Origin of the sequence: Mesorhizobium sp. M0854, assembly GCF_040319815.1 — a bacterium.
Taxonomy (GTDB): Bacteria; Pseudomonadota; Alphaproteobacteria; order Rhizobiales; family Rhizobiaceae; genus Mesorhizobium.
The window spans coordinates 310,020-334,059 of sequence record NZ_JAMYOL010000001.1 but is presented as its reverse complement, the minus strand read 5'-3'; the positions used below and the strand labels follow the sequence as shown (position 1 = coordinate 334,059).

General features: G+C 63.6%; 14 protein-coding genes and 1 tRNA gene. 10 read left to right on the top strand and 5 right to left on the bottom strand.

All coding sequences use genetic code 11. The features are described 5' to 3' along the window. Positions 1-17: 17 nt before the first annotated feature. From rpsA to aroA, 3 genes are all read right to left on the bottom strand, one after another. Positions 18-1,715: a 30S ribosomal protein S1 gene (gene rpsA, locus NKH99_RS01465; RefSeq protein ID WP_023676278.1), complete on the bottom strand. Its 1,698-nt coding sequence runs from the start codon at positions 1,713-1,715 to the stop codon at positions 18-20. A 205-nt stretch (positions 1,716-1,920) separates the two neighbouring features. Next, positions 1,921-2,571 carry a (d)CMP kinase gene (gene cmk / locus NKH99_RS01460; protein ID WP_353012179.1) on the bottom strand — a complete coding sequence of 217 codons (651 nt, stop codon included), beginning with the start codon at positions 2,569-2,571 and terminating at the stop codon, positions 1,921-1,923. A 273-nt stretch (positions 2,572-2,844) separates the two neighbouring features. Continuing rightward, the gene (gene aroA, locus NKH99_RS01455; RefSeq protein ID WP_353012177.1) at positions 2,845-4,203 is read right to left on the bottom strand and encodes a 3-phosphoshikimate 1-carboxyvinyltransferase; all 1,359 of its coding nucleotides are present in this window, start codon (positions 4,201-4,203) and stop codon (positions 2,845-2,847) included. Positions 4,204-4,397: 194 nt separating this feature from the next. Between aroA and NKH99_RS01450 the strand changes: the two genes are divergently transcribed. Together NKH99_RS01450 and NKH99_RS01445 are read left to right on the top strand one after the other, a co-directional pair. Further along, positions 4,398-4,787 (top strand): TIGR02300 family protein, encoded by a 390-nt coding sequence (locus NKH99_RS01450; RefSeq protein WP_023676282.1) that lies wholly within the window; start codon positions 4,398-4,400, stop codon positions 4,785-4,787. A 163-nt stretch (positions 4,788-4,950) separates the two neighbouring features. After that, a tRNA-Ala gene (locus NKH99_RS01445) sits at positions 4,951-5,026 on the top strand. Positions 5,027-5,255: 229 nt separating this feature from the next. Here the strand turns inward: NKH99_RS01445 and NKH99_RS01440 are convergent. Beyond that, a complete protein-coding gene (locus tag NKH99_RS01440) occupies positions 5,256-5,858 on the bottom strand; it encodes a hypothetical protein (protein WP_353012175.1) in 603 nt (200 codons plus the stop codon). Here NKH99_RS01440 and NKH99_RS01435 point away from each other — a divergent pair. The 7 genes from NKH99_RS01435 (at position 5,849) to NKH99_RS01405 (ending at position 22,333) form a co-directional block, all read left to right on the top strand. Further along, the gene (locus NKH99_RS01435) at positions 5,849-11,560 is read left to right on the top strand and encodes a HAMP domain-containing protein (protein ID WP_353012456.1); all 5,712 of its coding nucleotides are present in this window, start codon (positions 5,849-5,851) and stop codon (positions 11,558-11,560) included. The two genes, NKH99_RS01440 and NKH99_RS01435, sit on opposite strands and share 10 nt — an antisense overlap. A gap of 52 nt (positions 11,561-11,612) precedes the next feature. Then, positions 11,613-13,679: a PAS domain-containing hybrid sensor histidine kinase/response regulator gene (locus tag NKH99_RS01430; RefSeq protein ID WP_353012173.1), complete on the top strand. Its 2,067-nt coding sequence runs from the start codon at positions 11,613-11,615 to the stop codon at positions 13,677-13,679. Between the two features lie 150 nt (positions 13,680-13,829). After that, a complete protein-coding gene (locus tag NKH99_RS01425) occupies positions 13,830-15,329 on the top strand; it encodes a helicase HerA domain-containing protein (RefSeq protein ID WP_353012170.1) in 1,500 nt (499 codons plus the stop codon). Positions 15,330-15,742: 413 nt separating this feature from the next. After that, positions 15,743-16,849 (top strand): efflux RND transporter periplasmic adaptor subunit, encoded by a 1,107-nt coding sequence (locus tag NKH99_RS01420; RefSeq protein WP_352470181.1) that lies wholly within the window; start codon positions 15,743-15,745, stop codon positions 16,847-16,849. After that, complete coding sequence (locus NKH99_RS01415) at positions 16,846-20,049, top strand: efflux RND transporter permease subunit (protein WP_353012167.1); 3,204 nt, start codon at positions 16,846-16,848, stop codon at positions 20,047-20,049. The genes NKH99_RS01420 and NKH99_RS01415 overlap by 4 nt, the downstream gene beginning before the upstream one ends. A gap of 443 nt (positions 20,050-20,492) precedes the next feature. Next, the gene (locus NKH99_RS01410) at positions 20,493-21,092 is read left to right on the top strand and encodes an ANTAR domain-containing response regulator (RefSeq protein ID WP_023676288.1); all 600 of its coding nucleotides are present in this window, start codon (positions 20,493-20,495) and stop codon (positions 21,090-21,092) included. Positions 21,093-21,094: 2 nt separating this feature from the next. Next, a complete protein-coding gene (locus NKH99_RS01405) occupies positions 21,095-22,333 on the top strand; it encodes a CmpA/NrtA family ABC transporter substrate-binding protein (protein WP_352849773.1) in 1,239 nt (412 codons plus the stop codon). Here NKH99_RS01405 and NKH99_RS01400 read toward each other — a convergent pair whose 3' ends face one another. Next, a complete protein-coding gene (locus NKH99_RS01400) occupies positions 22,334-22,543 on the bottom strand; it encodes a hypothetical protein (protein WP_353012163.1) in 210 nt (69 codons plus the stop codon). It lies immediately after the preceding gene. Between the two features lie 149 nt (positions 22,544-22,692). On the opposite strand from NKH99_RS01400, the gene NKH99_RS01395 reads away from it, so the two are divergent. Next, positions 22,693-24,009 carry a CmpA/NrtA family ABC transporter substrate-binding protein gene (locus NKH99_RS01395; RefSeq protein WP_352767269.1) on the top strand — a complete coding sequence of 439 codons (1,317 nt, stop codon included), beginning with the start codon at positions 22,693-22,695 and terminating at the stop codon, positions 24,007-24,009. The last annotated feature ends 31 nt before the right edge of the window (positions 24,010-24,040 follow it).

The window sequence follows — 24,040 nt, the reverse complement described above, 5'->3', positions numbered from 1 at the left end:
CGAGGCGCGGTATTGGCTTAGCTGCCCTGCTTCTTCAGCGCGGCACCCAAAATATCGCCCAGCGAAGCGCCGGAATCGGTTGAGCCGTACTGAGCGACCGCTTCCTTCTCTTCGGCGATTTCCAGCGCCTTGATCGAAACCTGCAGCTTGCGGGTCTTCTTGTCGAAGGCGATGACGCGGGCGTCGACTTTCTGGCCGACGGTGAAGCGCTCGGGGCGCTGCTCGTCGCGGTCACGGCTGAGGTCGGAGCGCTTGATGAAGGTCTCGATGCCGCTGTCGACCAGCCGCACTTCCAGACCGCCATCCTTCACGCCGATAACCTCGCAGGTGACGACTGCGTTCTTGCGCAGTTCGCCTGACGTCGCTGCTTCGCCGACCGTGTCCTTGGCCAGCTGCTTGATGCCGAGCGAGATGCGCTCCTTGTCGATGTCGACGTCGAGCACCTGCGCCTTGACCATGTCACCGCGATTGTACTCTTCGATCACCTGCTCGCCCGGACGGGTCCAGTCGAGGTCGGAAAGGTGGACCATGCCGTCGACGTCGCCTTCGAGGCCGATGAACAGGCCGAACTCGGTCTTGTTCTTGACCTCGCCCTCCACCTGGCTGCCGACCGGATGGCTGCGCGCGAAGGCCTCCCACGGGTTCTCCAGCGTCTGCTTGAGGCCGAGCGAGATGCGGCGCTTGGCCGGATCGACTTCGAGCACCACCACGTCGACTTCCTGCGTCGTCGACAGGATCTTGCCGGGATGCACGTTCTTCTTGGTCCACGACATTTCCGAAACGTGGATGAGGCCTTCGATGCCCGGCTCCAGCTCGACGAACGCGCCGTAGTCGGTGATGTTGGTGACGGTACCCTTGATCTTCTTGCCGATCGGGAACTTGGTGCCGATCTCGGACCACGGATCGCTCTCGAGCTGCTTCATGCCGAGCGAGATGCGGTGGGTTTCCTGGTTGATGCGGATGATCTGCACCTTGACCGTCTGGCCGATATTGAGGATTTCGGTCGGATGATTGACGCGGCGCCATGCCATGTCGGTGACGTGCAGCAGGCCGTCGATGCCGCCGAGGTCGACGAACGCACCATAGTCGGTGATGTTCTTGACGACGCCTTCGACCACCTGGCCTTCTTCGAGATTCTGCACGATTTCCGAACGCTGTTCGGCGCGGCTTTCCTCAAGCACGGTGCGGCGCGACACCACGATGTTGCCGCGGCGGCGATCCATCTTGAGGATCTCGAAGGGCTGCGGGTTGTGCATCAGCGGCGAGACGTCGCGGATCGGACGGATATCGACCTGGCTGCGCGGCAGGAAGGCCACGGCACCGTCGAGGTCGACGGTGAAGCCGCCCTTGACCTGGTTGAAGATGACGCCTTCGACGCGTTCGCCCTTGGTGAACTTCTCTTCGAGACGGACCCAGCTCTCTTCGCGGCGGGCCTTTTCGCGCGACAGCATGGCTTCGCCAAGCGCGTTCTCGATACGCTCGACATAGACCTCGACCGTGTCGCCGACCTTGAGCGTCGTGTCCTTGCCCTTGACGCCGAATTCCTTCAGCGGCACGCGGCCTTCGACCTTGAGGCCGACGTCGATGATGGCCATGTCCTTCTCAATGGCGGTGATGATGCCCTTGACGACCTGGCCTTCGCCGGAATGGCCGGCGGAAAATGATTCTTCGAGCAGGCTCGCGAAATCATCGCGAGTGGGATTTGCAACTGACATAGTTTCTCCTGGAATGCCCCGCAATCTGTCGCGGGGCGGGCGCCGTGGGTTAGCGTTGCGTTGGCCTGCCGGCGTTCCGGGCAAAAAGCCCTTGGCCGCCCTTGAGCGGCAATTCCGGCGCATGAAGAATGCTAGCAGGCTGGTTCATACCCGATATGGGAAGTCTTTTTGTCGCCGGCAATCGGCGGCGGCAGGAAAACCCGGCTCAGGCTTCGTTTCTCTTGGCCAGGACATCGTCGATGATCGCCCGAGCTGCCAGAAACGCGGCTTCTATAGCCATTTCCGACGTGTCGAGCAAGTGCGCATCGGCGGCCGGCTTCAAGGGCGAGTCCATGCGGCCCATGTCGCGCTCGTCGCGGCGCACGATATCGGCAAGGATTTCGTCGAAATTGGCAGTGCCGCCGATGCTCTCGATTTCATCCAGCCGCCGCTTTGCCCGCACCTCGGCACTGGCCGTGACATAGAGTTTTACGTCGGCATCGGGACAGACGACAGTGCCGATGTCGCGGCCGTCGAGCACCGCGCCAGGCGGTGTTTTTGCAAACTCGCGCTGTTTCTCGACCAGGATGCGCCGCACCGACGGGATGACGGCAACTTTCGAGGCGGCCTCGCCGACCGTATGCGCCGACAGGACCGCCCGGTCGAGCTTTGCCAGGTCGACCTGGCGCGCCGCGGTCTCGGCAGCCGAGACATTGTCCAGCGGTAGGCCAAGCCGAAGCAGCGCATGCGCCACTGCGCGATAGGTAAGGCCGGTATCGAGCAGGTTCAGCCGGTAGTGATCGGCGAGCCGTCGGGCGAGGGTGCCTTTGCCGGCGCCGGCAGGGCCGTCGATGGCGATGGTGAAGGTTGGGGTCATTGGCCGCCCACCGGAATCGAAAAGCGCAATGATCCAGATAGGCGTGGCGATCCTTCGCGCCCCCCTCTGTCCTGCCGGACATCTCCCCCACTTGGGGGGAGATCGGCGGCCATCGCGGCTTTCGCCAATTGTCTACGTCGCAGGATTGAGCGGAGCGCCGAAGCTGCCAATCTCCCTCCTTGTGGGGGAGATGTCCGGCAGGACAGAGGGGGGCGCTGTCCCGCCGACGTTCCAGTTTGGCCCCAACCCCCAAGGCTATTGATTGCCATCAAGCTACTCGATCTCCGCGCCCAGCCCCTTCATCAGTCCCATGAATTCCGGAAAGCTCGTTGCGATCATCGCCTGATCGTCGATGGTCACCGGTTTTTCCGTCGCCAGCCCCATCACCAGAAAGCTCATGGCGATGCGGTGGTCGAGATGGGTCTGGACGATGGTGCCCTGTCCGTTGGGATGCTGGCCGAGGCCCTTGCCGCCGGGTTTTCCGCGCACGACAAGCGAGGCCTCGCCTTCGCTGCAATCGACGCCGTTGAGCTTCAGCCCGTTGGCGACCGCCGACAGCCGGTCGGATTCCTTCACGCGCAGCTCTTCCAGCCCCAGCATCAGCGTCTCGCCCTCGGCGAAGCTCGCCGCCACGGCAAGCACCGGATACTCGTCGATCATCGTCGGCGCCCGTTCGGGCGGCACGGTGACGCCCTTCAGCTCGGAATAGCGCACGCGCAGATCGGCAACATCCTCGCCGCCTTCGTTGCGCGGATCGATTATGTCGATGCGCGCGCCCATTTCCTGCAGCGTCAACAGAAGTCCGGTGCGGGTCGGGTTCATCAGCACGTTTTCGATTGTAATGTCCGAGCCCGGCACGATCAGCGCCGCCACCAGCGGGAAGCCGGCCGAGGAGGGGTCGCCAGGCACCGCGATCGTCTGCCCCATGAGCTTGCCCTGGCCTTCGATGAAAATGTGGCGCACGCCGCGCTCGTCGGTCTCGACCGACAGATTGGCGCCGAACCCCTTGAGCATCTTTTCGGTGTGGTCGCGCGTCATAACCGGCTCGATGACGGTGGTGATGCCCGGCGTGTTCAGCCCAGCCAGCAGCACCGCCGACTTGACCTGTGCCGATGCCATCGGCACGCGGTAGGTGATCGGCGCGGCGTGCTTGGGCCCGTGCAGCGTGATCGGCATGCGGTCGCCGGGCGTCGCCTTCAGCACCTGCACGCCCATCTGGCGGAGCGGCTCGAGCACCCGGCCCATCGGCCGGCCGGACAGCGAGGCGTCGCCGATGAAGGTGGTTTCCATGTCATAGGTGCCGACCAGGCCCATGGTGAGGCGTGAGCCGGTGCCGGCATTGCCGAAATCGAGCGGGCCTTCCGGCTGCAGCAGCGCGCCGTTGCCGGTACCGCGGATCACCCACTCAGCGCCATGCTTCTCGATATGGGCGCCCATGGCCTTCATGGCAGCGCCCGTACGCATCACATCCTCGCCTTCCAGCAGCCCGGTGATGCGGGTTTCGCCGGAGGCCAGGCCACCGAACATGAACGAGCGGTGCGAGATCGACTTGTCGCCCGGCACCCGTGCCGCGCCTGAAAGGCCAGATGATTTGCGGGCGGTGGCCTGCTTCGGGGCGGCAGTGTGCGACATGGTTCTTTCCTGGAAACGCCGGCGGCCGGCCATTTTCTGCTGGTTTGCGGGGTCTCCTATCATGGCGTACCGAAATGGTCATCCCCTTGGTATGAAGGCCTTCGAATTCAAGCTTTTTGGGACGCCGGCTTTTCGCTTTGACAGCGCCGTAAACTCTGGTTAAGGGGACCAAACTTTCATCGACGAGGCTTGCTGTGGCAAAACCCGAACTTGGCACCAAACGCATCGACCCGGAGACAGGTCGAAAATTCTATGACTTGAACAAGGACCCGATCGTCTCGCCTTACACGGGCAAGAGCTATCCGCGCTCCTATTTCGAAGAAGGCAAGATCGCCGCCCTCGAGGAGGAAGAGGAAGTTGCCGAGAAGGAAGTGGACGCCGAGGAGGAAGAGGGCGTCGAGGTCGTCTCGCTCGAAGAGGCGGACGAGGACGCGAAGGCCGACGAGCTTCCCGATCTCGGCGATGACGAAGACGACGTTGACCTTGGCGATGACGAGGATGACACGTTCCTCGCCGACGAGGAGGAAGAAGACGACGACGTTGCCGACATGATCGGCGTCGGCGAAGACGACGACGAAGTCTGAGCGAACCGCATTCGCCGGCTTTCGCGGCGCTGCTTAGAAAAAGCGGTTCTTGAAGGCTTGATATTGACTGAAGGCGGGGTTAGAAGCCGCCTTCACTAACGGCGCGGTCTAGAACCCGCGCCGGATCTCTTCGCCGGAAACGGCGCCGGTGAACTGCCGGAGTGGGGCCATAGCTCAGTTGGGAGAGCGCTTGAATGGCATTCAAGAGGTCGTCGGTTCGATTCCGATTGGCTCCACCAGTTCTCTCCGCGAAAATCAGCAGAACGGCCGCCCCGCCCGGCGGGCTGGCCGCCGCCTATCGCAGAACCTAGCTGAGACTAGTTAATCGGCCGCCCGGCTTGGGCTCGCCGATCCATTCAGAAGTAATGAGCCCGTGCCCGGTCTGTGCATATTTCTGGCTGTGGTTTGAACCGCGAGCACCGGTCTGGACCAGGCCGCGGGCTGAAATGACCGCTGCGCAAAACTCCGTTACTTGTTGCAGTTCTGCATATCCGACGTCATGGCGCCGCTGGGGGTATTGTTGTCGGTATCGCTGCTCGCCGTATCCTTACAGCGGTCCTCCATACCGTTTGTCTGCGGCGTGGTGGCGTTCGTTGCGTTCGGATCGATCGTGTTCGGGGTAGTTGCGCTGCCGGTCCCGGTGTTGCCGCCGGAAGTGCCTGTGTTGACGCCGGTATTGCCATCGGCGCTACCGGTCCCGGAGCCCATGGATTGTGCCATGGCAGATGTGGCCAGGCCGATAGCAAGTAGGGATGCAGAGAGAATTTTCATCATCTTAGTGTCTCCATCGAGTTGCATCGCTGGATCGCGATCTATACCAACGAGAGTTTTTTCGAGATGTTCCGTTGGGCAGAAATATTGATCGATACAATCATTATGGATCTTTGTTGCTCGTCGTTTCGTGAATGCGGCTGCGAAATTCCTGCCGCATAGCGGCAATTTCGTCTGGAACCAAATCGAGCATGCCGCGTTCTTGCGCTTGCGGGGAGTTGTGTCGGCCGCAGGGGACAGTTTCACCAGGACATTCAAGAAATCCGTGAGCTGGGAGGGGCGCTGTGAGCGTGCTTGCATCCACAAGGCAATTGGACCGTCGTCAAATACTGAACGCGCTGAAGGCTTTTCGGAGCGGTGATTTCTCCGTTCGTATCGACAATGTCTACGCCGGCCTTGATTCCGAGATCGCCGACACCTTCAACGAAATCGTAGAACTCAACGATCAGGTCACGCGCGAGTTCGAACGCCTCAGCAAGGTCGTCGGCAAGGATGGCCGGATCGGCGAACGCGGCCGTGTCCGCAACGCCACCGGCAGTTGGGAATCGAGCGTCCGTTCCGTCAACGATCTGATCGAGGACATGGTTCAGCCGACGGCCGAAGTGGCGCGCGTCATCGGCGCGGTGGCCAAGGGTGACCTGTCGCAGACGATGATGGTCGAAATCGACGGCCGGCAGCTGCGCGGCGAGTTTCTGCGCATCGGCAAGATCGTCAACACCATGGTCGGGCAACTGGCCTCCTTCGCCTCGGAAGTGACGCGCGTGGCGCGCGAGGTCGGCACCGAAGGCAAGCTGGGCGGCCAGGCTCGCGTGAAAGGTGTGGCCGGAACCTGGAAGGACCTGACCGACAACGTCAACGCCATGGCGACGAACCTGACCGGGCAGGTGCGCAACATCGCCGAGGTGACGACCGCCGTCGCTTCCGGCGACCTGTCGAAGAAGATTACCGTCGACGTGAAAGGCGAAATCCTCGAACTCAAGAACACCATCAACACGATGGTCGACCAGCTCAATTCCTTCGCCTCGGAAGTGACGCGCGTCGCGCGCGAAGTCGGTACAGAAGGCAAGCTCGGCGGTCAGGCGCGCGTCGAAGGTGTCGGCGGCACCTGGAAGGACCTGACCGACAACGTGAACCTGATGGCCGAAAATCTGACAGGCCAGGTGCGCAATATCGCCGAGGTGACCACGGCCGTGGCGCTTGGCGACCTGTCGAAGAAAATCACGGTCGACGTCAAGGGCGAGATCCTCGAACTGAAATCGACCATCAACACCATGGTCGACCAGCTGAACTCATTTGCCGGCGAAGTGACGCGTGTCGCCCGCGAGGTCGGCACCGAGGGCAAGCTCGGCGGCCAGGCTCAGGTGCGCGGCGTCGCCGGCACCTGGAAGGACTTGACCGACAACGTCAATTCGATGGCCGAGAACCTGACCGGCCAGGTCCGCAACATCGCCGAGGTGACGACTGCGGTCGCTTCGGGCGACTTGTCGAAGAAGATCACCGTCGCCGTGCAGGGCGAAATCCTCGAGCTCAAGGACACCATCAACACGATGGTCGACCAGCTCAATTCCTTCGCCTCGGAAGTGACGCGTGTGGCGCGCGAGGTCGGAACCGAAGGCAAGCTCGGCGGCCAGGCCGAGGTGAAGGGCGTCGGCGGCACCTGGAAGGACCTGACCGATAACGTCAACCTGATGGCCGCCAACCTGACCGGCCAGGTCCGCAACATCGCCGAGGTGACGACCGCCGTTGCCCGCGGCGACCTGTCGAAGAAGATCACCGTCGACGTCAAGGGCGAAATCCTCGAGCTCAAGGACACCGTCAACACGATGGTCGATCAGCTCAATTCCTTCGCCTCGGAAGTGACGCGTGTGGCGCGCGAAGTGGGGTCGGAGGGCAAGCTCGGCGGTCAGGCGCATGTCGAGGGCGTCGGCGGCACCTGGAAAGATTTGACCGACAACGTCAATGCCATGGCCGGCAATCTGACCGTGCAATTACGCGACGTCTCCAAGGTAGCAACCGCGATTGCGACCGGCGACCTGACCCAGAAGATCACCGTCGATGCATTGGGCGAGATCCTGCAGATCAAGGACGTCATCAATACGATGGTCGACCAGCTGAATTCCTTCGCCTCCGAGGTGACGCGCGTGGCGCGCGAAGTCGGTTCGGACGGCAAGCTCGGCGGCCAGGCGCAGGTGCGCGGTGTTGCCGGTACCTGGAAAGACCTGACCGACAACGTCAATGCGATGGCCGCCAATCTGACCGGCCAGGTGCGCAACATCGCCGAGGTGACCACGGCAGTGGCGCTTGGCGACCTGTCGAAGAAGATCACCGTCGATGTGCGCGGCGAAATCCTCGAGCTGAAGGACACCATCAATACGATGGTCGACCAGCTCAATTCCTTTGCCTCGGAGGTGACACGCGTGGCGCGCGAGGTCGGCACAGAAGGCAAGCTCGGCGGTCAGGCGCAGGTGCGCGGCGTTGCCGGCACCTGGAAGGATCTGACCGACAATGTGAATTCGATGGCCGAGAACCTGACCGGCCAGGTCCGCAACATCGCCGAGGTGACCACCGCTGTGGCGCGCGGCGACCTGTCGAAGAAGATCACGGTCGACGTCAAGGGCGAGATCCTGGAGCTGAAATCGACGATCAACACCATGGTCGACCAGCTGAACTCCTTTGCCGGCGAAGTGACGCGTGTCGCCCGCGAGGTCGGCACCGAGGGCAAGCTCGGCGGCCAGGCGCGGGTCGAGGGCGTCGCCGGCACCTGGAAGGACCTGACCGACAACGTCAATCTGATGGCGACGAACCTGACCAACCAGGTGCGCGGCATCGCCGATGTCGTGACCGCGGTCGCGCAAGGCAATCTCAAGCGCAAGCTGACGGTCGATGCCAAGGGCGAGATCGCCTCGCTCGCCGACACCATCAACGGCATGATCGAGACGCTGGCGACCTTCGCCGACCAGGTGACCAACGTCGCCCGCGAAGTGGGCATCGAAGGCAAGCTCGGCGGCCAGGCCCGGGTGCCCGGCGCTGCCGGCCTTTGGCGCGACCTGACCGACAACGTCAATCAGCTCGCGGCCAACCTGACCACCCAGGTGCGCGCCATCGCCGAGGTGTCGACGGCGGTGACCAAGGGCGATCTGACCCGCTCGATCAGCGTCCAGGCTTCCGGCGAGGTGGCGGCGCTGAAAGACAACATCAACGAGATGATCCGCAATCTGAAGGACCAGACGCTGAAGAATGCCGAGCAGGACTGGCTGAAGACAAATCTCGCCCGCTTCTCGCGCATGCTGCAGGGCGAGCGTGACCTGGCCACGGTCTCGCGCCTCATCATGTCCGAACTCGCCCCGCTGGTGAATGCGCAATATGGCGTGTTCTATGTGACCAACCGCGACGAGGATGAATTCTATCTGGAGCTCGCCGCCTCCTATGGCGCCGAAAGCAAGGCGGAAATCAAGCAACGCCTCGATCTGCGTGAAGGGCTTGTCGGGCAGAGTGCCGCCGACAAGCGCGCCATCATGCTGGACAATGTGCCGCCGAATTTCCTGCGCGTTACCTCCGGCCTTGGCAATGCCGCGCCGGCGAACGTGATCATTCTTCCGGCTCTGTTCGAGGACGAGGTGAAGGCCGTCATCGAACTCGCCTCGTTCAGCGAATTCCGCGACACGCACCAGTCGTTCCTCAACCAGCTGATGGAATCCGTCGGCATCGTTCTCAACACCATCGCCGCCACCATGCGCACCGAAGGCCTGCTCAAGCAGTCGCAGCTGCTGACCTCGGAATTGCAGGCGCGTCAGACCGAACTGACCAAGAAGCAGGAGGAGCTGCACGCCACCAACGAGGAGCTGCAGGAAAAGGCGCAGCTGCTCGAGAACGAAAAGAAGCAGGTGGAGAACAAGAACCTGGAAATCGAGATGGCGCGGCGGGCGCTGGAGGAGAAGGCCGAGCAGCTGGCGCTTACCTCGAAATACAAGTCGGAATTCCTCGCCAATATGAGCCACGAACTGCGCACGCCGCTGAACTCGCTGCTCATCCTTTCAAACCTGCTCGCAACCAACCAGCAGGGCAATCTCAACGACAAGCAGGTCGAGTTCGCGCGCACCATCAATTCGGCCGGCACCGACCTTTTGAGCCTGATCAACGACATCCTCGACCTGTCGAAGATCGAATCGGGCACCGTCTCGATCGACATCAACGACATGCCGGTGGTGCATCTTCGCCAGCACATGGAGCGAACCTTCCGGCAACTGGCGACCGACAAGGGACTTGGCTTCACCATCAACGTCGATCCCGAGCTTCCGGAGACCGTCCGCACCGACGAGAAGCGATTGCAGCAAATCGTGCTCAACCTTTTGTCGAACGCGTTCAAGTTCACCTCGCAAGGCGAGGTCCGCTTGAATTTCCGGGCCGAAAAGGCGGGCCGTCACAACGGTTCGGCGCAACCGATGGAGGCGCTCGCGATCGTCGTCAGCGATACCGGCATCGGTATTCCGCAGGACAAGCAGAAGCTGATCTTCGAAGCCTTCCAGCAGGCCGACGGCACAACAAGCCGCAAATATGGCGGCACTGGGCTTGGGCTCTCGATCAGCCGGGAGATTGCCCGGCTGCTCGGCGGCGAATTGCGGGTCGAGAGCACGCCGGGCAAGGGTTCGACGTTCACTCTGGTCATTCCATTCGACGGACCCCGGATGGCCTTGGCCCCGCAAGCGGCGTTGCTGCCGGCGATGGAGGTGGCCGCGACGACGGCGCAGCCGAGCCCGCCGTCCTCCGAATTGCTCGATGACCGCGACACGATCTCGTCGGAAGATCGGGTCGTGCTGATCGTCGAGGACGACCCGACCTTCGGCGGTTTGCTGCTCGGCCTTGCACGTTCGGCCGGGCTGAAAGGCGTCCTGTCGACCGCGGGCTCCGGCACGCTGGCTTTGGCACGCAAGCTGGTTCCCGACGCGATTACGCTCGATCTCGGACTATCGGATATCGACGGCTGGGTGTTGTTCGATCTGCTTCGCCATGACCCGAAAACCAAGGACATTCCCGTTCATGTCATCTCGGGCGCCGAAGACATCGAGGTGCTTGCCCGCAAGGGTGCATCCAGCATTTCAACCAAGCCCGTATCGTCGGACGAACTGATGAAGGTCTTCCACGACATTCATTCCAGAAAGCTCCGCGTCCAGCGCCGCGTCCTGATTGCCGATCCCGATCCCGAGCGCCGCCTTTCGCTGATCGACGCGATTCGCGACGGCGTCACCTCGGTCATGGCGATCAGCCGCGTCGCCGCGAATGCGGACGATATCGGCATCGCCGGCTATGATGCCGTTGTGCTCGGCTTTGGCCGCTCGGCCAAGGACAACGCCCAGATGCTGGATGAGATTGCCGTCCTGTTCGGACAGTCGGTGTCGCGGCTGCTGTTCTTTGCGCCTCATCCGGAAGCGCTGCAACAGTCGCTCGCCTTGCATCCGGCATTGGCGGACGTTCCCCGGGCGGAGAATTTCGCGCAGCTGGCTCTCCTGATATCCGCGACGCTCCCGGGGCGAGGCCACGACAACAATAGTGCGGCAGCCGAACAGCCGGACAAGTTCGACCTCGCCGGCGCAAAGGTCCTCATCGTCGACGACGACATCCGCAACATCTATTCACTCACCAGCGTTCTCGAGACCTATGACATCCAGGTGCTGCATGCGGAGCGTGGCCGGGAAGGTATCGCGCTTCTGGAGCAGAGCCCGGACATCGATGCGGCACTGATCGATATCATGATGCCGGAAATGGATGGCTACGAGACGATGCGGCAGATCCGCAGCATGCCGGCGATCGCCCATATCCCGTTGATCTCGGTCACAGCCAAGGCAATGAAGGGCGACCGGCAGAAGTGCCTCGACGCCGGCGCCTCCGACTACATCGCCAAGCCTGTCGACCTTGATCTGCTGCTGGCATTGCTGCGTGTCTGGATCGGCCGTTCGCGATCCCGTGTTCATGGTCCGGAAAAGACGCTCATGGCAGTGAACTGACGGCCGCTCGATGCAGAAACTGTCGAGAAACGGAGCAAGGAAGCTGGAGGTTATGGCGCCGGCAGCAGGGCCGGCAAAGGCGCGCATCCTGGCCGTGGATGACGACGAGCGCAATCTGCTGGCGATCGGCGAGGTTCTGGCCCCTATCGGTGAAGTCGTCTGCGTGCAGTCGGGCGAAGAGGCGTTGCGCGCACTGCTGAAGGAGGATTTCGCAGTCATCCTGCTGGATGTGCTGATGCCCCGGCTGGATGGCTACGAGACCGCGGGATTGATCCGCCAGCGCGAGCAATCCAGGCGAACGCCGATAATTTTTCTCACCGCCATCAACAAGGAAGACGCGCACATGCTGCGCGGCTACGACGCCGGCGCGGTCGATTACGTGTTCAAGCCTTTCGACCCGGCCATGCTGCGTTCCAAGGTCGCCGTGTTCGTCGAACTTCATGAGAAGACGCTGGAAATCCAGCAAAAGGCGGCTGCCGAGCAACGGCTGCTGGCCCAGGCACTGCAGGCGCAGAAGGAAAAGCTCGAGGCCGAGCGAGCCCTGCGCAGCGCCCAGGAGCGGCAGCATGCCATTTTGAGCTCTCTTCCGGTCTGCTTCCACGCAAGGGCGGCGGAGCCGCCGTTCGGCGCCAGCTTTGTCACCGAAGGGGTCGAACGCCTGACCGGCTTTCCTGCCGAACGGCTGATCGCCGATCCGGGCTTCGGCCTGAGCCGGGTTCATCCCGACGATCTGCCGAGAGTGAGGGAGGTCCTGCTCGCAGCCAAGGCCACCGGCTCCTACACCTGCGAATTCCGCTGGCAATGCGCCGACGGCAATTACCGGATTTTTCTCGACCAGGGCGTCCTGTCGAATGGCTCCGACGGCAAAGAGCCTGAGATCCTCGGCACGTTGCTGGACGTTACCGAGCGGCGCGAGCTTGAGAACCAGCTGCTGCAATCGCAGCGCCTCGACGCGATCGGCAAGCTTACCGGCGGGCTGGCGCATGATTTCAACAATCTGCTTGCCGCAATTCTCAGCGGATTGGGATTGCTCGAGCGCCACGCCGAGTTCGATGGACAGACCAGGCAGGTTCTGGAACTGACACGCCGGTCGGCAAAACAAGGCGCCGAGCTCGTCAACCGCATGCTTGCGTTCTCGCGCCGCCAGACGCTGAGGCCGCAGGCCGTGCGCCTCGCCGCGCTCGGCGATACAATGAACGGGTTGGTGGCCCCGGTCCTGGGCGGCCTGATCCGTTTCGATTGGCTTGTCGACGACACTGTGTGGCCGGCGCATGTCGATGCCAGCCAGCTGGAGCTCGCGCTGATGAACCTGGTCTTCAACGCGCGCGATGCCATGCCGTCCGGCGGCACGATAATCGTGGAGGCGCAAAATCGAACGCTAGGCCGTGCAGCCGAGGATATTTCGGCGGGCGACTATGTCGTGGTCACCGTCAAGGACACCGGGTCGGGCATACCGGCTAACATTCTCGCCAAGGTCGTCGAACCGTTCTTCACCACAAAACCGGTCGGCAAGGGCACTGGCCTCGGTCTGAGCACGGTGCATGGTTTCGTCAAGCAATCGGGCGGCACGCTTCGCATTGAAAGCACCGTCGGCAGTGGAACATCCGTCCAGCTCTGGCTGCCGCGTTCAATCGAGCGTCCGGTCGAAATCCCCGAGAAATCCGATGCCGACGACAGCGTCGTGAATGCCGGCGAGGACTATCCATCGGTCCTGCTGATCGACGACAGCAACGTACTGCGGGAACTGACGGCGCAATCGCTTCGCCAACACGGCTTTGCGGTTACCTGTGCCGCGGGCGGTGCCGAAGCGCTGGCGATGATCGAGCGCGCGCCGTACGATTTCGATGTCATCGTCACCGATTTTGCCATGCCGCTCGTCTCGGGCCTGGAGGTCATTCGGTTCGCCCGCAATCTGCGGGCCGATTGGCCGGCGGTGATGATAACCGGATATGCCGATGCCGACGCGATCGCCGGCCGGCCCCCCGACGTGCCGCTGCTCGGCAAACCGCTGCGCGACAAGGATCTTGTGGAGAGCATTCTTGCAGCGGCCGCGCGCGCCGGCTCGCAGAAAGCCAGGCAGGCCCAGCCGGTGAAAGGCGGGTACCGGTTTTCGACCTGAGGAGACAAGCCTCATCGAATCGAAACGGTACGTTCCGTATCCTCGATCGTCCGCGACATCCAGCCTGTGCGCAACACGGAGCGCCGGCCATGCCGCGCTCGACGGGCTGTGATGCGATTGATAAGCCCTCTCCGCAAGGAGAGTCGAGACATGACCGTTGCGATCGAGATGGGCCAGACGAGCGCAGGCGCCCCGGCGGCGCTGGATCTCGAGGAGCTGCTGGCGACCCGCCTTTTGGTGCAGGGCAATTCGGGCTCCGGCAAGTCCCACCTGCTGCGCCGGCTCTTGGAGCAGAGCGCGCCCTGGGTGCAGCAGACCATCATCGACCCCGAAGGCGACTTCGTGACGCTGGGCGACCGTTTCGGCCACCTGGTGATCGACGCCGAGGAGCATACCGAGCGCGGCCTGCAGAGCGCCGGCGAGCGGGCGCGCATCCATCGCGTCTCCACGGTGCTCAATCTCGAGGGGCTCGACGCCGAGAACCAGATGCGGCGCGCCGCCGCCTTTCTCGGCGGGCTTTTCGAGGTCGCCCGCGACCACTGGTACCCGATGCTGGTGGTGGTTGACGAAGCGCAGCTGTTCGCGCCGGCTGTCGCCGGCGAGGTTTCCGACGAGGCGCGCAAGCTCTCGCTCGGCGCCATGACCAATTTGATGTGCCGCGGCCGCAAACGCGGGCTGGCCGGCATCATCGCCACCCAGCGGCTGGCCAAGCTTGCCAAGAACGTCGCCGCCGAGGCTTCCAATTTCCTCATGGGCCGGACCTTTCTCGATATCGACATGGCGCGCGCCGCCGACCTGCTCGGCATGGAGCGGCGCCAGGCGGAGGCTTTTCGCGACCTCGAGCGCGGGCAATTCATGGCGCTCGGCCCGGCGCTGTCGCGCCGTCCGCTGGGCTTGCGGATCGGCCCGACCGATACAAGTCCGCGCAACGCGACCCCGCGCCTGATGCCGCTGCCGGAATCGGCGTTGGAGGACGCGCGCGCGATCATCCTGGCGGCCCCGCCGTCCGAAACCGTCCGGCCGCAGCGCCGGTCGTCGCCGGACCTGCTCGACCAGCTGATGGCGGCGAAATCGGCGGCGCTGGAAATCCGCCCCGAAGCGGTGGAGCCGCCAATCAGCGCCGAGGATTTGGCGGAGCGCCGCGAGCGCGTCGACCGGGTGCTGCGCGCCGTGCTGGCGCAACCCGATGCCGGCTTCCGGGTCATCGGCGTGCTTTATCAGGAGTTCGTGGTCCGCTGCCGCATCGAGGGCCTCGCCTCGGTCGTGCCGGACCTGCCGGAGTTCCGCCGCATGCTGACCCGCGCCCGCGCCGGCCTCGGCTCCGACATGGCAGGCGATGACGCTTGGCAGGACGTCTCGGCGCGCGCCTCGCTGCTCCCCGAGGACATGCAAGGCGTGTTCATGATGATCGCCCGCGCCGCCAAGGAAGGCTGGCCCTGCCCGAGCGACGCGGCGATCGCCCGCGCCTACGGCTCGCACTCGCTACGCCGCGCCCGGCGCCTGCTGATATATATCGAGGAGCAGGGGCTGATCGTCTGCCAGCTCGACGGGGTTGGAAGGCGGACGGTGACGCTGGTGGAGCTCGCCTGGGCGACCGCGCCGGGCGATCCCAATGCAGAGGACGCGGAGCAGGGGAGTTTGGCGGTGTAAGGGCTGATGCGGTTCCGATAGCGAAATGGCGGCTTTAACGTTTGAAGAAGGGTTGCGGACGTTCAGCCCGACGGGACCAAGGTCTGTTCCCAGGTCTAGCCGCCCCCTCTCAATGGCATCCCCGGACCGCCCGGTGGATCTGCATCGCAAGTGGCGGGTGGCGGGGCAGCCACAGGGTGGACATTTCAGCCCACATCGAAAATGATCATGTTGCCATGCACACACTGTAGTGCTCTGATTTCGACGAAAAGCCTGAGCGTAGAAGCGGATCAACCGACCTCCGGGTCCAGCGAGCGAGGACGCAAATGGACACCCAAGAGAATGGGCAATTGCATCGCGACGCGGGCGGGCGACCCTGTCGATCGGCCGGCTGGCTTACCCGCGCCGCCGTGTTGGCGGCATTCCTGCTCGGCATGGCTTTCAGCAGCACTGCGTTTGCGCAGGACCAACAGTTACCCGTGGTGACGGCGGCCAAGCCGGTGGTCCGTGAAATCGTCGAAGACGACGAGTTCGTCGGGCGCTTCGAAGCCCTCGACCAGGTCGCCATCCGTTCGCGCGTCAGCGGCTATCTGGACAAGGTCAGCTTCCAGGACGGCGCACTGGTCAACAAGGGCGACCTGCTCTTCACCATCGATCAGCGTCCGTACCAGGCGGCTTATGATGCCGCCAAGTCGCAAGTGGACGTCGCCAAGAGTCTGCTCGAATTCTCCAAGATGCAGCTGGATCGCGCCGACGAACTCGCCAAGACCGGCAATATCTCAACCGCGACGGTCGACGACCGCCGGCGGGAATACCTTTCGGCGCAGGCGCAGATGCAGGGCGCGACGGCTGCGCTGACGACGGCCAGACTGAACATGGAATTCACCGAGATCAAGGCACCCTTGTCCGGCCGCATCGACCGCCGGCTGGTGTCGGTCGGCAACCTCGTGCAGCCGGATTCCACCTTGCTGACGACCATCGTTACGCGCGATCCGATCGACTTCTATTTCGACGTCGATGAGCGCCTGTATTTCAGCTACGCCCGCGACGCGAAGGAGCGCGGCGGCAGCATGCAGGAAGGCGCCGGCGGGCTCGAGGTGGTGGTTCGCGTCGCCGACCGCGCGGAGGCAGTATTCAAAGGCAAGCTCGATTTTGCCGAGAACCGGATCGACAACGCGACCGGCACCATGCGGGTGCGTGCAAGGTTTCCCAACGCCGACGGCATTCTCCAGCCAGGCATGTTCGGACGCATCAACGTGCCGGGGTCGCTGCCGCATAGCGGCGTGCTGGTGCCCGACGAGGCGATCGGCGCCGATCAGGATCGCCGCATCGTGTTCCTGGTGGATGAGGCCGGGATGGTGTCGGCGAAGCCCGTGCGCACCGGCCCGCTTCTCGACGGCTACCGGGTGATCCGCCAGGGCCTGACCGGCGATGAGACGATCATCGTCAACGGGCTGATGCACGCCAGGCCCGGCACCAAGGTCAAGGTCGAGATGGTGACGTTGCCGCCCAGGGCCGAGACCGCCGAGTTGCAGCAATGAGGTTCGCACATTTCTTCGTCGACCGTCCGATCTTCGCATCGGTCGTTTCGATCGTCCTGCTGATCCTCGGCGGGATTGCTTATACCCAGCTGCCGGTCGCGCAATATCCCGAGATCGCGCCGCCGACCATCGTCGTTCGCGCCCAGTATCCGGGCGCCGACGCCGAGACGGTCGCAGCGACGGTGGCAACGCCGATCGAGCAGGAGATCAACGGCGTCGAGGGCATGCTCTACATGTCGTCCTATTCGTCGGGCGAGGGGGCGATGGCGCTGACCATCACCTTCAAGCTGGGCACCGATCTCGACCAGGCGCAGGTGCTGGTGCAGAACCGCGTGTCGGTCGCCGAGCCGCGCCTGCCCGAAGAAGTCCGCCGCCTCGGCATCACCACCACCAAGACCTCGCCCGACCTGATGATGGTCGTGCACATGCTGTCGCCCGACAATACCTACGACCAACTCTACGTCTCGAACTACGCCCGCTCGCGGGTGCGCGACATACTGCTCAGACTAGACGGCGTCGGCGACCTCATCATCTTCGGCGAACGCGAATATTCGCTGCGCATCTGGCTCGATCCGGAAAAACTGTCCGCCCTGGGGATGACCTCGGGCGATGTGGTGCAGGCGCTGCGCGACCAGAATGTCCAGGTGTCGGGCGGCTCGATCGGCGCGCCGCCGACCAGCACCGGCACGGCGTTCCAGTACACGGTCACAACGCAAGGCCGCTTCAACGACGCACGCGACTTCCGATACGTGATCGTCAAATCGACCGACGACGGCCGCCTGATCTCGCTCCAGGACGTGGCGCGCATCGAGCTCGGCGCCAAGGATTACGTCACCAACTCCTATCTCAACGGCAAACCGGCGGTGGCGCTCGCCATCTTCCAGCGGCCGGGCACCAATGCGCTCGCCGCAGCCGCGGAGATCCAGGACAAGATGAAGGAGCTTTCCCGCGACTTCCCGAAGGGGTTGAGCTACGACATCGTCTACAATCCGACCGAGTTCGTCGCCGAGTCGATCCAGGAGGTCTACAAGACGATCCTCGAGGCGATGCTGCTGGTCATCATCGTCATCATCGTCTTCCTGCAATCGTGGCGCATGGCGATCGTGCCGATCGTGGCGATTCCCGTGTCGCTGATCGGCACGCTGGCGGTACTTTACGCCGCCGGCTTCTCGCTCAACATGCTGACGCTGTTCGGCCTCGTTCTGGCGATCGGCATCGTCGTCGACGATGCGATCGTCGTGGTCGAAAACGTCGAGCGCAATATCGCCAGAGGGCTGGCGCCCAGTCCGGCCTCGCACCTGACCATGGACGAAGTCGGAACGGCCGTCATCGCGATCTCGCTGGTGCTGATAGCCGTGTTCGTGCCGACAGCCTTCATCCCCGGCATTTCTGGGCAGTTCTATCTGCAGTTTGCTATCACCATCGCGGTGTCGACGGCGATCTCGGCATTCAATTCGCTGACGCTTTCGCCGGCGCTGGCCGCACTGCTGTTCAAGCCGCATCACGCCGCGGCGGCGCCGCCGCGCTTTTTCCTGGCGCGGTTCGGACGGGCGCTCGCCGACGGCTTCAATCGCGGCTTCGACAGGGTCGCCCATTGGTATTCGAGCATTATCCGCGTGCTGGTCGGCTCGTGGATAACGATGGCCGCCATGCTGGCCGTTTTCGCGGCCCTCATCTACGCCACGGTCTACATGGTGCAGGCGGTGCCGCGCGGTTTCATTCCGTCGCTTGACCAGGGCTATGCGATCGTCGTCGTCCAGTTGCCGGACGGCGCTTCGCTGTCGAGGACCGATTCGGTCATCCAGCAGGCGTCGCAGATCATCCAGAAAACGCCAGGCGTCGATTACGCTGTCGCCTTCGCCGGCTTCTCCGGCGCGACCTTCACCAACGCCAGCAACGCGGGCGTGATCTTCGCCAGGTTCAAGCCGTTTGACGAGCGACTGAAAGCCGGCCAGTCGGCGACCCAGGTCATCGGCAATCTGTTCGGCAGCCTGCAAAGCATCAAGGAAGCCTTCATTATCGCACTGCCACCGCCGCCGATCCGCGGCGTCGGCAATGCCGGCGGCTTCAAGCTGCAGATCCAGGAGCGCAACAGCGCCGACATGCGGCAGATCCTGGCGCTTGCCTACGAAATCGCCGGCAAGGCCAACAAGACGCCGGGGCTGACGGGCGTGTTCACCACCTTCTCCGCGTCGAGCCCGCAATTCTTCCTGGAGATCGATCGCGACAAGGCGCGCATCCTGAACGTGCCGATCCCCAACATCTTCGAGACGCTGTCGATCAATTTGGGCACCGCCTACGTCAACGACTTCAACGCGTTCGGGCGCGTCTACCAGGTGCGGGCGCAGGCCGACCAGGCGTTCCGCCTCGATCGCGCCGACATCTTGAAACTGAAGGTGCGCTCGGCGACCGGCGCGCTGGTTCCGCTCGGCACGTTGATCGAGATCCGCGACGTCACCGGCCCGGCGCTGGTCCAGCGCTACAACATGTACGTCTCAGTGCCGCTGCAGGGCAACGCCGCGCCCGGCGTTTCCACGGGCGACGCGCTGGCATTGATGGAAGGGATCACGGCAAAGACGCTGCCGGCCGGTACCTCCTATGAATGGACCGAGCTCGCCTATCAGGAGCGCAACACCGGCAATGCCGCTGTCTATATTTTCGGACTGTCGGTGCTGTTCGTGTTCCTGGCGCTGGCGGCGCAATATGAAAGCTGGGTGCTGCCGTTCGCCATTGTGCTGGTGGTGCCGCTCGGCGTGCTCGCGGCGTTGCTCGGCGTGTCTTTCCGAGGGCTGGACAACAACATCCTCGTGCAGATCGGCCTCATCGTGCTGATCGGGCTTGCCGCGAAGAACGCGATCCTGATCGTCGAATTCGCGCGGCAGGCGCAGGAACGCGGGCTGTCGGCCGCCGAGGCTGCCGTCGAAGCCTGCCGGCTCAGGCTGCGGCCGATCCTGATGACCGCCTTCTCGTTCATCCTCGGCGTCGTGCCGCTGATGATCGCAACGGGACCGGGCGCAGAAATGCGCCAGTCGCTCGGCACCGCGGTATTCTCCGGCATGCTCGGCGTCACCTTCGTCGGCCTGTTCCTGACGCCGGTGTTCTACGTCACGCTCAGGTCGCTGTTTTCACGGCGCAAGCCCCGTGCCGAGGCCGAACCTTCGGGGCCGGCAGAGGCGCCATCGGAGACGGCCGCCGAGTAGGGTTACGAATTCGCCGCGCGAGCGCGGTTATCACTCCAGAAAATCGGCGCGGCGCGGCAACGGCTACGATCTGCGCAACCTCGGCGTCGAGGTGCCGCGGAGACCCTGCTCGGTCTGATCCAGCCTGACAGCCGCATCCAGTTCAGCGAGACGATGCCGGGCGGAGAGGCCAATGCGATCTTCTATCTGGTCGACCAGGCGGGGCTTGAGGGCGCAACCGCGACCTCCGGAGTCCTCGCTTGCGATGTCTGCTTCCGCCCGACGCGATCACCGTGCGCCGACAGACCTGCAGGCAGCCGATCAGGCGGGTGCGGCGCCCGCGGCGTCAACTTCGTGGCGCCGGCCGTCGTCCAATTCCTCAGGCGGCGCCTGGACGCCGGCTTTGTTTCCGTGAATCTCGCCATGCCGCATTGCACAATCGTCTCGCCTGCGCAAAATGCGGCATGATCCGCAAATCCCTCACTGTTCTGGTGATCGATGAAAACCACATCCGCGCTTCGATAATCGAAGCGGGATTGCGGGAGGCCGGGCATCAGCAGGTCACGGTCATCCACGACGTCGCCGGCATCGCGCGGCGGATCGCCGAGATCGAACCCGACGTGATCGTCATCGATCTCGAAAATCCCAACCGCGACATGCTCGAAAACATGTTCCAGCTTTCGCGCGTGGTGAAGCGGCCGATCGCCATGTTCGTCGACCGCTCGGATCAGGCTTCGATCGAAGCTGCGGTGGAAGCGGGGGTATCGGCCTATGTCGTCGACGGCCTGCGCCAGGAGCGGGTCAAGCCGATCCTCGACATGGCGATCAGCCGCTTCAACGCCTTCTCGCGCATGGCGCGCGAACTGGAAGAAGCCCGCAGCGAGTTGGAGAGCCGCAAGGTGATCGATCGCGCCAAGGGCATCCTGATGAAATCGCGCGGCCTGTCGGAGGACGCGGCCTACACGCTGCTGCGCAAGACAGCCATGAACCAGAACCGCAAGATCGCCGAAATCGCGCAGAGCCTGGTGACGGCGGCAGGGCTTCTGGATCCCGAGGAGAGTTGAGAATGGCGGCCGAGCACCGGATCAATGCTGGCTTCATGCCGCTCTTCGACAGCGCCATCCTTGTCGCGGCGAAGGAAATCGGCTTTGCTTTGCGCGAAGGCATCGACCTCACCCTCAACCGAGAAACGTCCTGGGCCAACATCCGCGACCGCATCGCCATCGGCCACTTCGATCTGGCGCACATGCTGGGGCCGATGCCGATCGCCTGCAATCTGGGGCTGACGCCGCTCGCCTCCGATACCCTCGTGCCGTTCTCGCTCGGCCTCGGCGGCAATTGCGTGACGGTTTCAAACGCGGTCTGGGCCGGCATGGCCGCGCACGGCGCCCAACCTGATCTCGATCCGGCGCGGGCCGGCAAGGCATTGCGAGCGCTGATTCGCGAACGGGCGAATGGCGGCGGCGATCCGCTGCGCTTCGCCGTCGTCCATCCGCATTCCGGGCACAATTACGAATTGCGCTACTGGCTCGCCGCCTGCGGCATCGACCCGTCGCGTGAAATCGAGATCGTCATCGTGCCGCCCCCCTTCATGGCCGACGCGCTCGCCGCCGGCAGGATCGACGGCTACTGCGTCGGCGAACCCTGGAACAGTGCCGCGGTCGTCGCCGGCACCGGCCGCATCGCCACGGTCAAGGCGGCCATCTGGAAGACCAGCCCGGAGAAAGTCGTTGGCGTGCGCAAGGCATGGGCGGAAAGAGAGCCGGACGCGCTTTCAGCCCTGCTGCGTGCGCTTCATCACGCGGCGCGCTGGTGCCAGGATCCGGCAAACCGTGACGAACTCGCGGCCCTGATGGCGCAGCCGGCCTTCCTCGGGCTTGCGCCGGCGCTGCAGATGCCGATTCTCAGCGGGCATCTGGCGCTCGGCGGCGGCGCCGAACTCACCGTCGGTGACTTCTTTCTGCCCTTCAACAAGGCGGCGAACTTCCCGTGGAAGAGCCATGCGCTGTGGTTCTACACGCAGATGGTGCGCTGGGGGCATGTCGCGCACACGCCGGAAAACCTCGCTATTGCCCGCGACTGCTACCGCCCCGATCTCTACCGCTCGGCGTTGAAGCCGCTTGGCGTGGCGCTTCCCGGTGCCAATGCCAAGGTCGAGGGCGCGCTGAAGGCCGCGACTCCGGTCGGTTCGGCGGGGGCAAGCCTGGTGCTCGGTCCCGATGGCTTCTTCGATGGCCAGATATTCGATCCCGACGAGATCGACGCCTACATTGCCGGCCAGAAATTGGCGCGCGCTGAAGCCTGATCATTTCCCCGGCATTCTTGTGCGCTGCACAAAAAATGTGCGTGCAACTGCGCTAATGAACAATCCTTGGCTTGCTCGCCCAGCGGGCCGGCGCGCCGAAGATTGTGGCATGTCGTTGATCTCATTGATGTTTGTCATCCATTCCGAAACTGGCACGGTTCCTGCTTTGTAATAGGCAGACTCTTCTCGGGTCACGGAATAGGCGTCCAATGGCGGGCGCTACAGGCAAAGCTGCCGCTCAGGTCAACACGCGATCCCGGATGGACGGACGCGCGCGGCCTGGCCGGCGGCTTTTTTTGTTTTGGTCGAACACGCAATCGACGGCGCCGATCCCAAGCCGCGCCCAACCGGAGATGACGATGACGAAAAGCACCAATAGCCATTCCGCCCAAACGGCGATCAGCCGCCGGGATTTCCTGAGGATCAGCGCGGCCACCGCGGCAACGCTGGCCGCGGCGCGTGCGCTGCTGCCCTCCGGCGCCTATGCGGCGCCCGCCGCGCCGGAAGTCACCGGCGCCAAGCTCGGCTTCATCGCATTGACTGATGCAGCACCGTTGATGATCGCCAAGGAGAAAGGCCTGTTCGAGAAATTCGGCATCCCCGATGTCGAGGTGCTCAAGCAGGCCTCCTGGGGGGCGACGCGCGATAATCTGGTGCTCGGCGGCGAAGCCAACGGCATTGACGGCGCCCATATCCTGACGCCGATGCCTTATCTGATGCACACCGGCAAGGTGACGCAAAACAAGCAGCCACTGCCGATGGCGATCGTGGCGCGGCTCAACTACGACTGCCAGGGCATTTCCGTCGCCCAGGAATATGCCAGCACCGGCGTCGGCCTCGACGCCTCCAAGCTGAAGGACGCCTTCGCTGCGAAAAAGGCCGCAGGCAAGGAGGTGAAGGCCGCCATGACCTTCCCGGGCGGCACGCACGATCTTTGGCTGCGCTACTGGCTGGCTGCCGGCGGCATCGATCCCGACAAGGACGTCTCGACCATCGTCGTGCCGCCGCCGCAGATGGTCGCCAACATGAAGGTCGGCAACATGGACGTGTTCTGTGTCGGCGAGCCGTGGAACGAGCAACTCGTCCACCAGAGCGTCGGCTTCACCGCCGCCACCACCGGCGAACTGTGGAAGGGCCATCCGGAAAAGGCGCTCGGCCTGCGCGCCGCCTTTATCGACAAGTACCCGAACGCCACCAAGGCGATCCTGATGGCCGTCATGGAAGCCCAGCAATGGTGCGAGGCAAAAGAAAACAAGGACGAGATGGCCGCCATCATCGGCAAGCGGCAGTGGATGAACGTGCCGACTGCCGACATCATCGGCCGCCTCAAGGGCGACATCAACTACGGCAATGGCCGCGTCGCCAACGGCACCGACCTCTATATGAAGTTCTGGAAGGGCGGCGTGTCCTATCCCTTCAAGAGCCACGACAGCTGGTTCCTCGCCGAAAATATCCGCTGGGGCAAGTTCGCGCCGACCACCGACATCAAAGCACTGGTCGGCCAAGTAAACCGTGAGGATCTGTGGCGCGAGGCGGCCAAGGATCTTGGTGTCGCCGCGGCCGATATTCCGGCGTCTACGTCGCGAGGCACTGAAACCTTCTTCGACGGCAAGATATTCGATCCGGAGAACCCGTCGGCCTATCTCGACAGCCTGAAAATCAAGGTGTCGGCCTGAGCCTGACAGGGATGCGCGGCAGGCGGTGGCA

Excerpts from the sequence above, each read along its gene's own strand:
- NKH99_RS01430 (WP_353012173.1), top strand. The coding sequence starts at position 11,613 with ATGGCGCCGGCAGCAGGGCCGGCAAAGGCGCGCATCCTGGCCGTGGAT.
- aroA (WP_353012177.1), bottom strand. The coding sequence starts at position 4,203 with ATGTCGCACACTGCCGCCCCGAAGCAGGCCACCGCCCGCAAATCATCT.
- rpsA (WP_023676278.1), bottom strand. The coding sequence starts at position 1,715 with ATGTCAGTTGCAAATCCCACTCGCGATGATTTCGCGAGCCTGCTCGAA.
- NKH99_RS01420 (WP_352470181.1), top strand. The coding sequence starts at position 15,743 with ATGGCTTTCAGCAGCACTGCGTTTGCGCAGGACCAACAGTTACCCGTG.
- NKH99_RS01410 (WP_023676288.1), top strand. The coding sequence starts at position 20,493 with ATGATCCGCAAATCCCTCACTGTTCTGGTGATCGATGAAAACCACATC.
- NKH99_RS01415 (WP_353012167.1), top strand. The coding sequence starts at position 16,846 with ATGAGGTTCGCACATTTCTTCGTCGACCGTCCGATCTTCGCATCGGTC.
- NKH99_RS01395 (WP_352767269.1), top strand. The coding sequence starts at position 22,693 with ATGACGAAAAGCACCAATAGCCATTCCGCCCAAACGGCGATCAGCCGC.
- NKH99_RS01425 (WP_353012170.1), top strand. The coding sequence starts at position 13,830 with ATGACCGTTGCGATCGAGATGGGCCAGACGAGCGCAGGCGCCCCGGCG.
- NKH99_RS01440 (WP_353012175.1), bottom strand. The coding sequence starts at position 5,858 with ATGCAAGCACGCTCACAGCGCCCCTCCCAGCTCACGGATTTCTTGAAT.
- NKH99_RS01405 (WP_352849773.1), top strand. The coding sequence starts at position 21,095 with ATGGCGGCCGAGCACCGGATCAATGCTGGCTTCATGCCGCTCTTCGAC.
- cmk (WP_353012179.1), bottom strand. The coding sequence starts at position 2,571 with ATGACCCCAACCTTCACCATCGCCATCGACGGCCCTGCCGGCGCCGGC.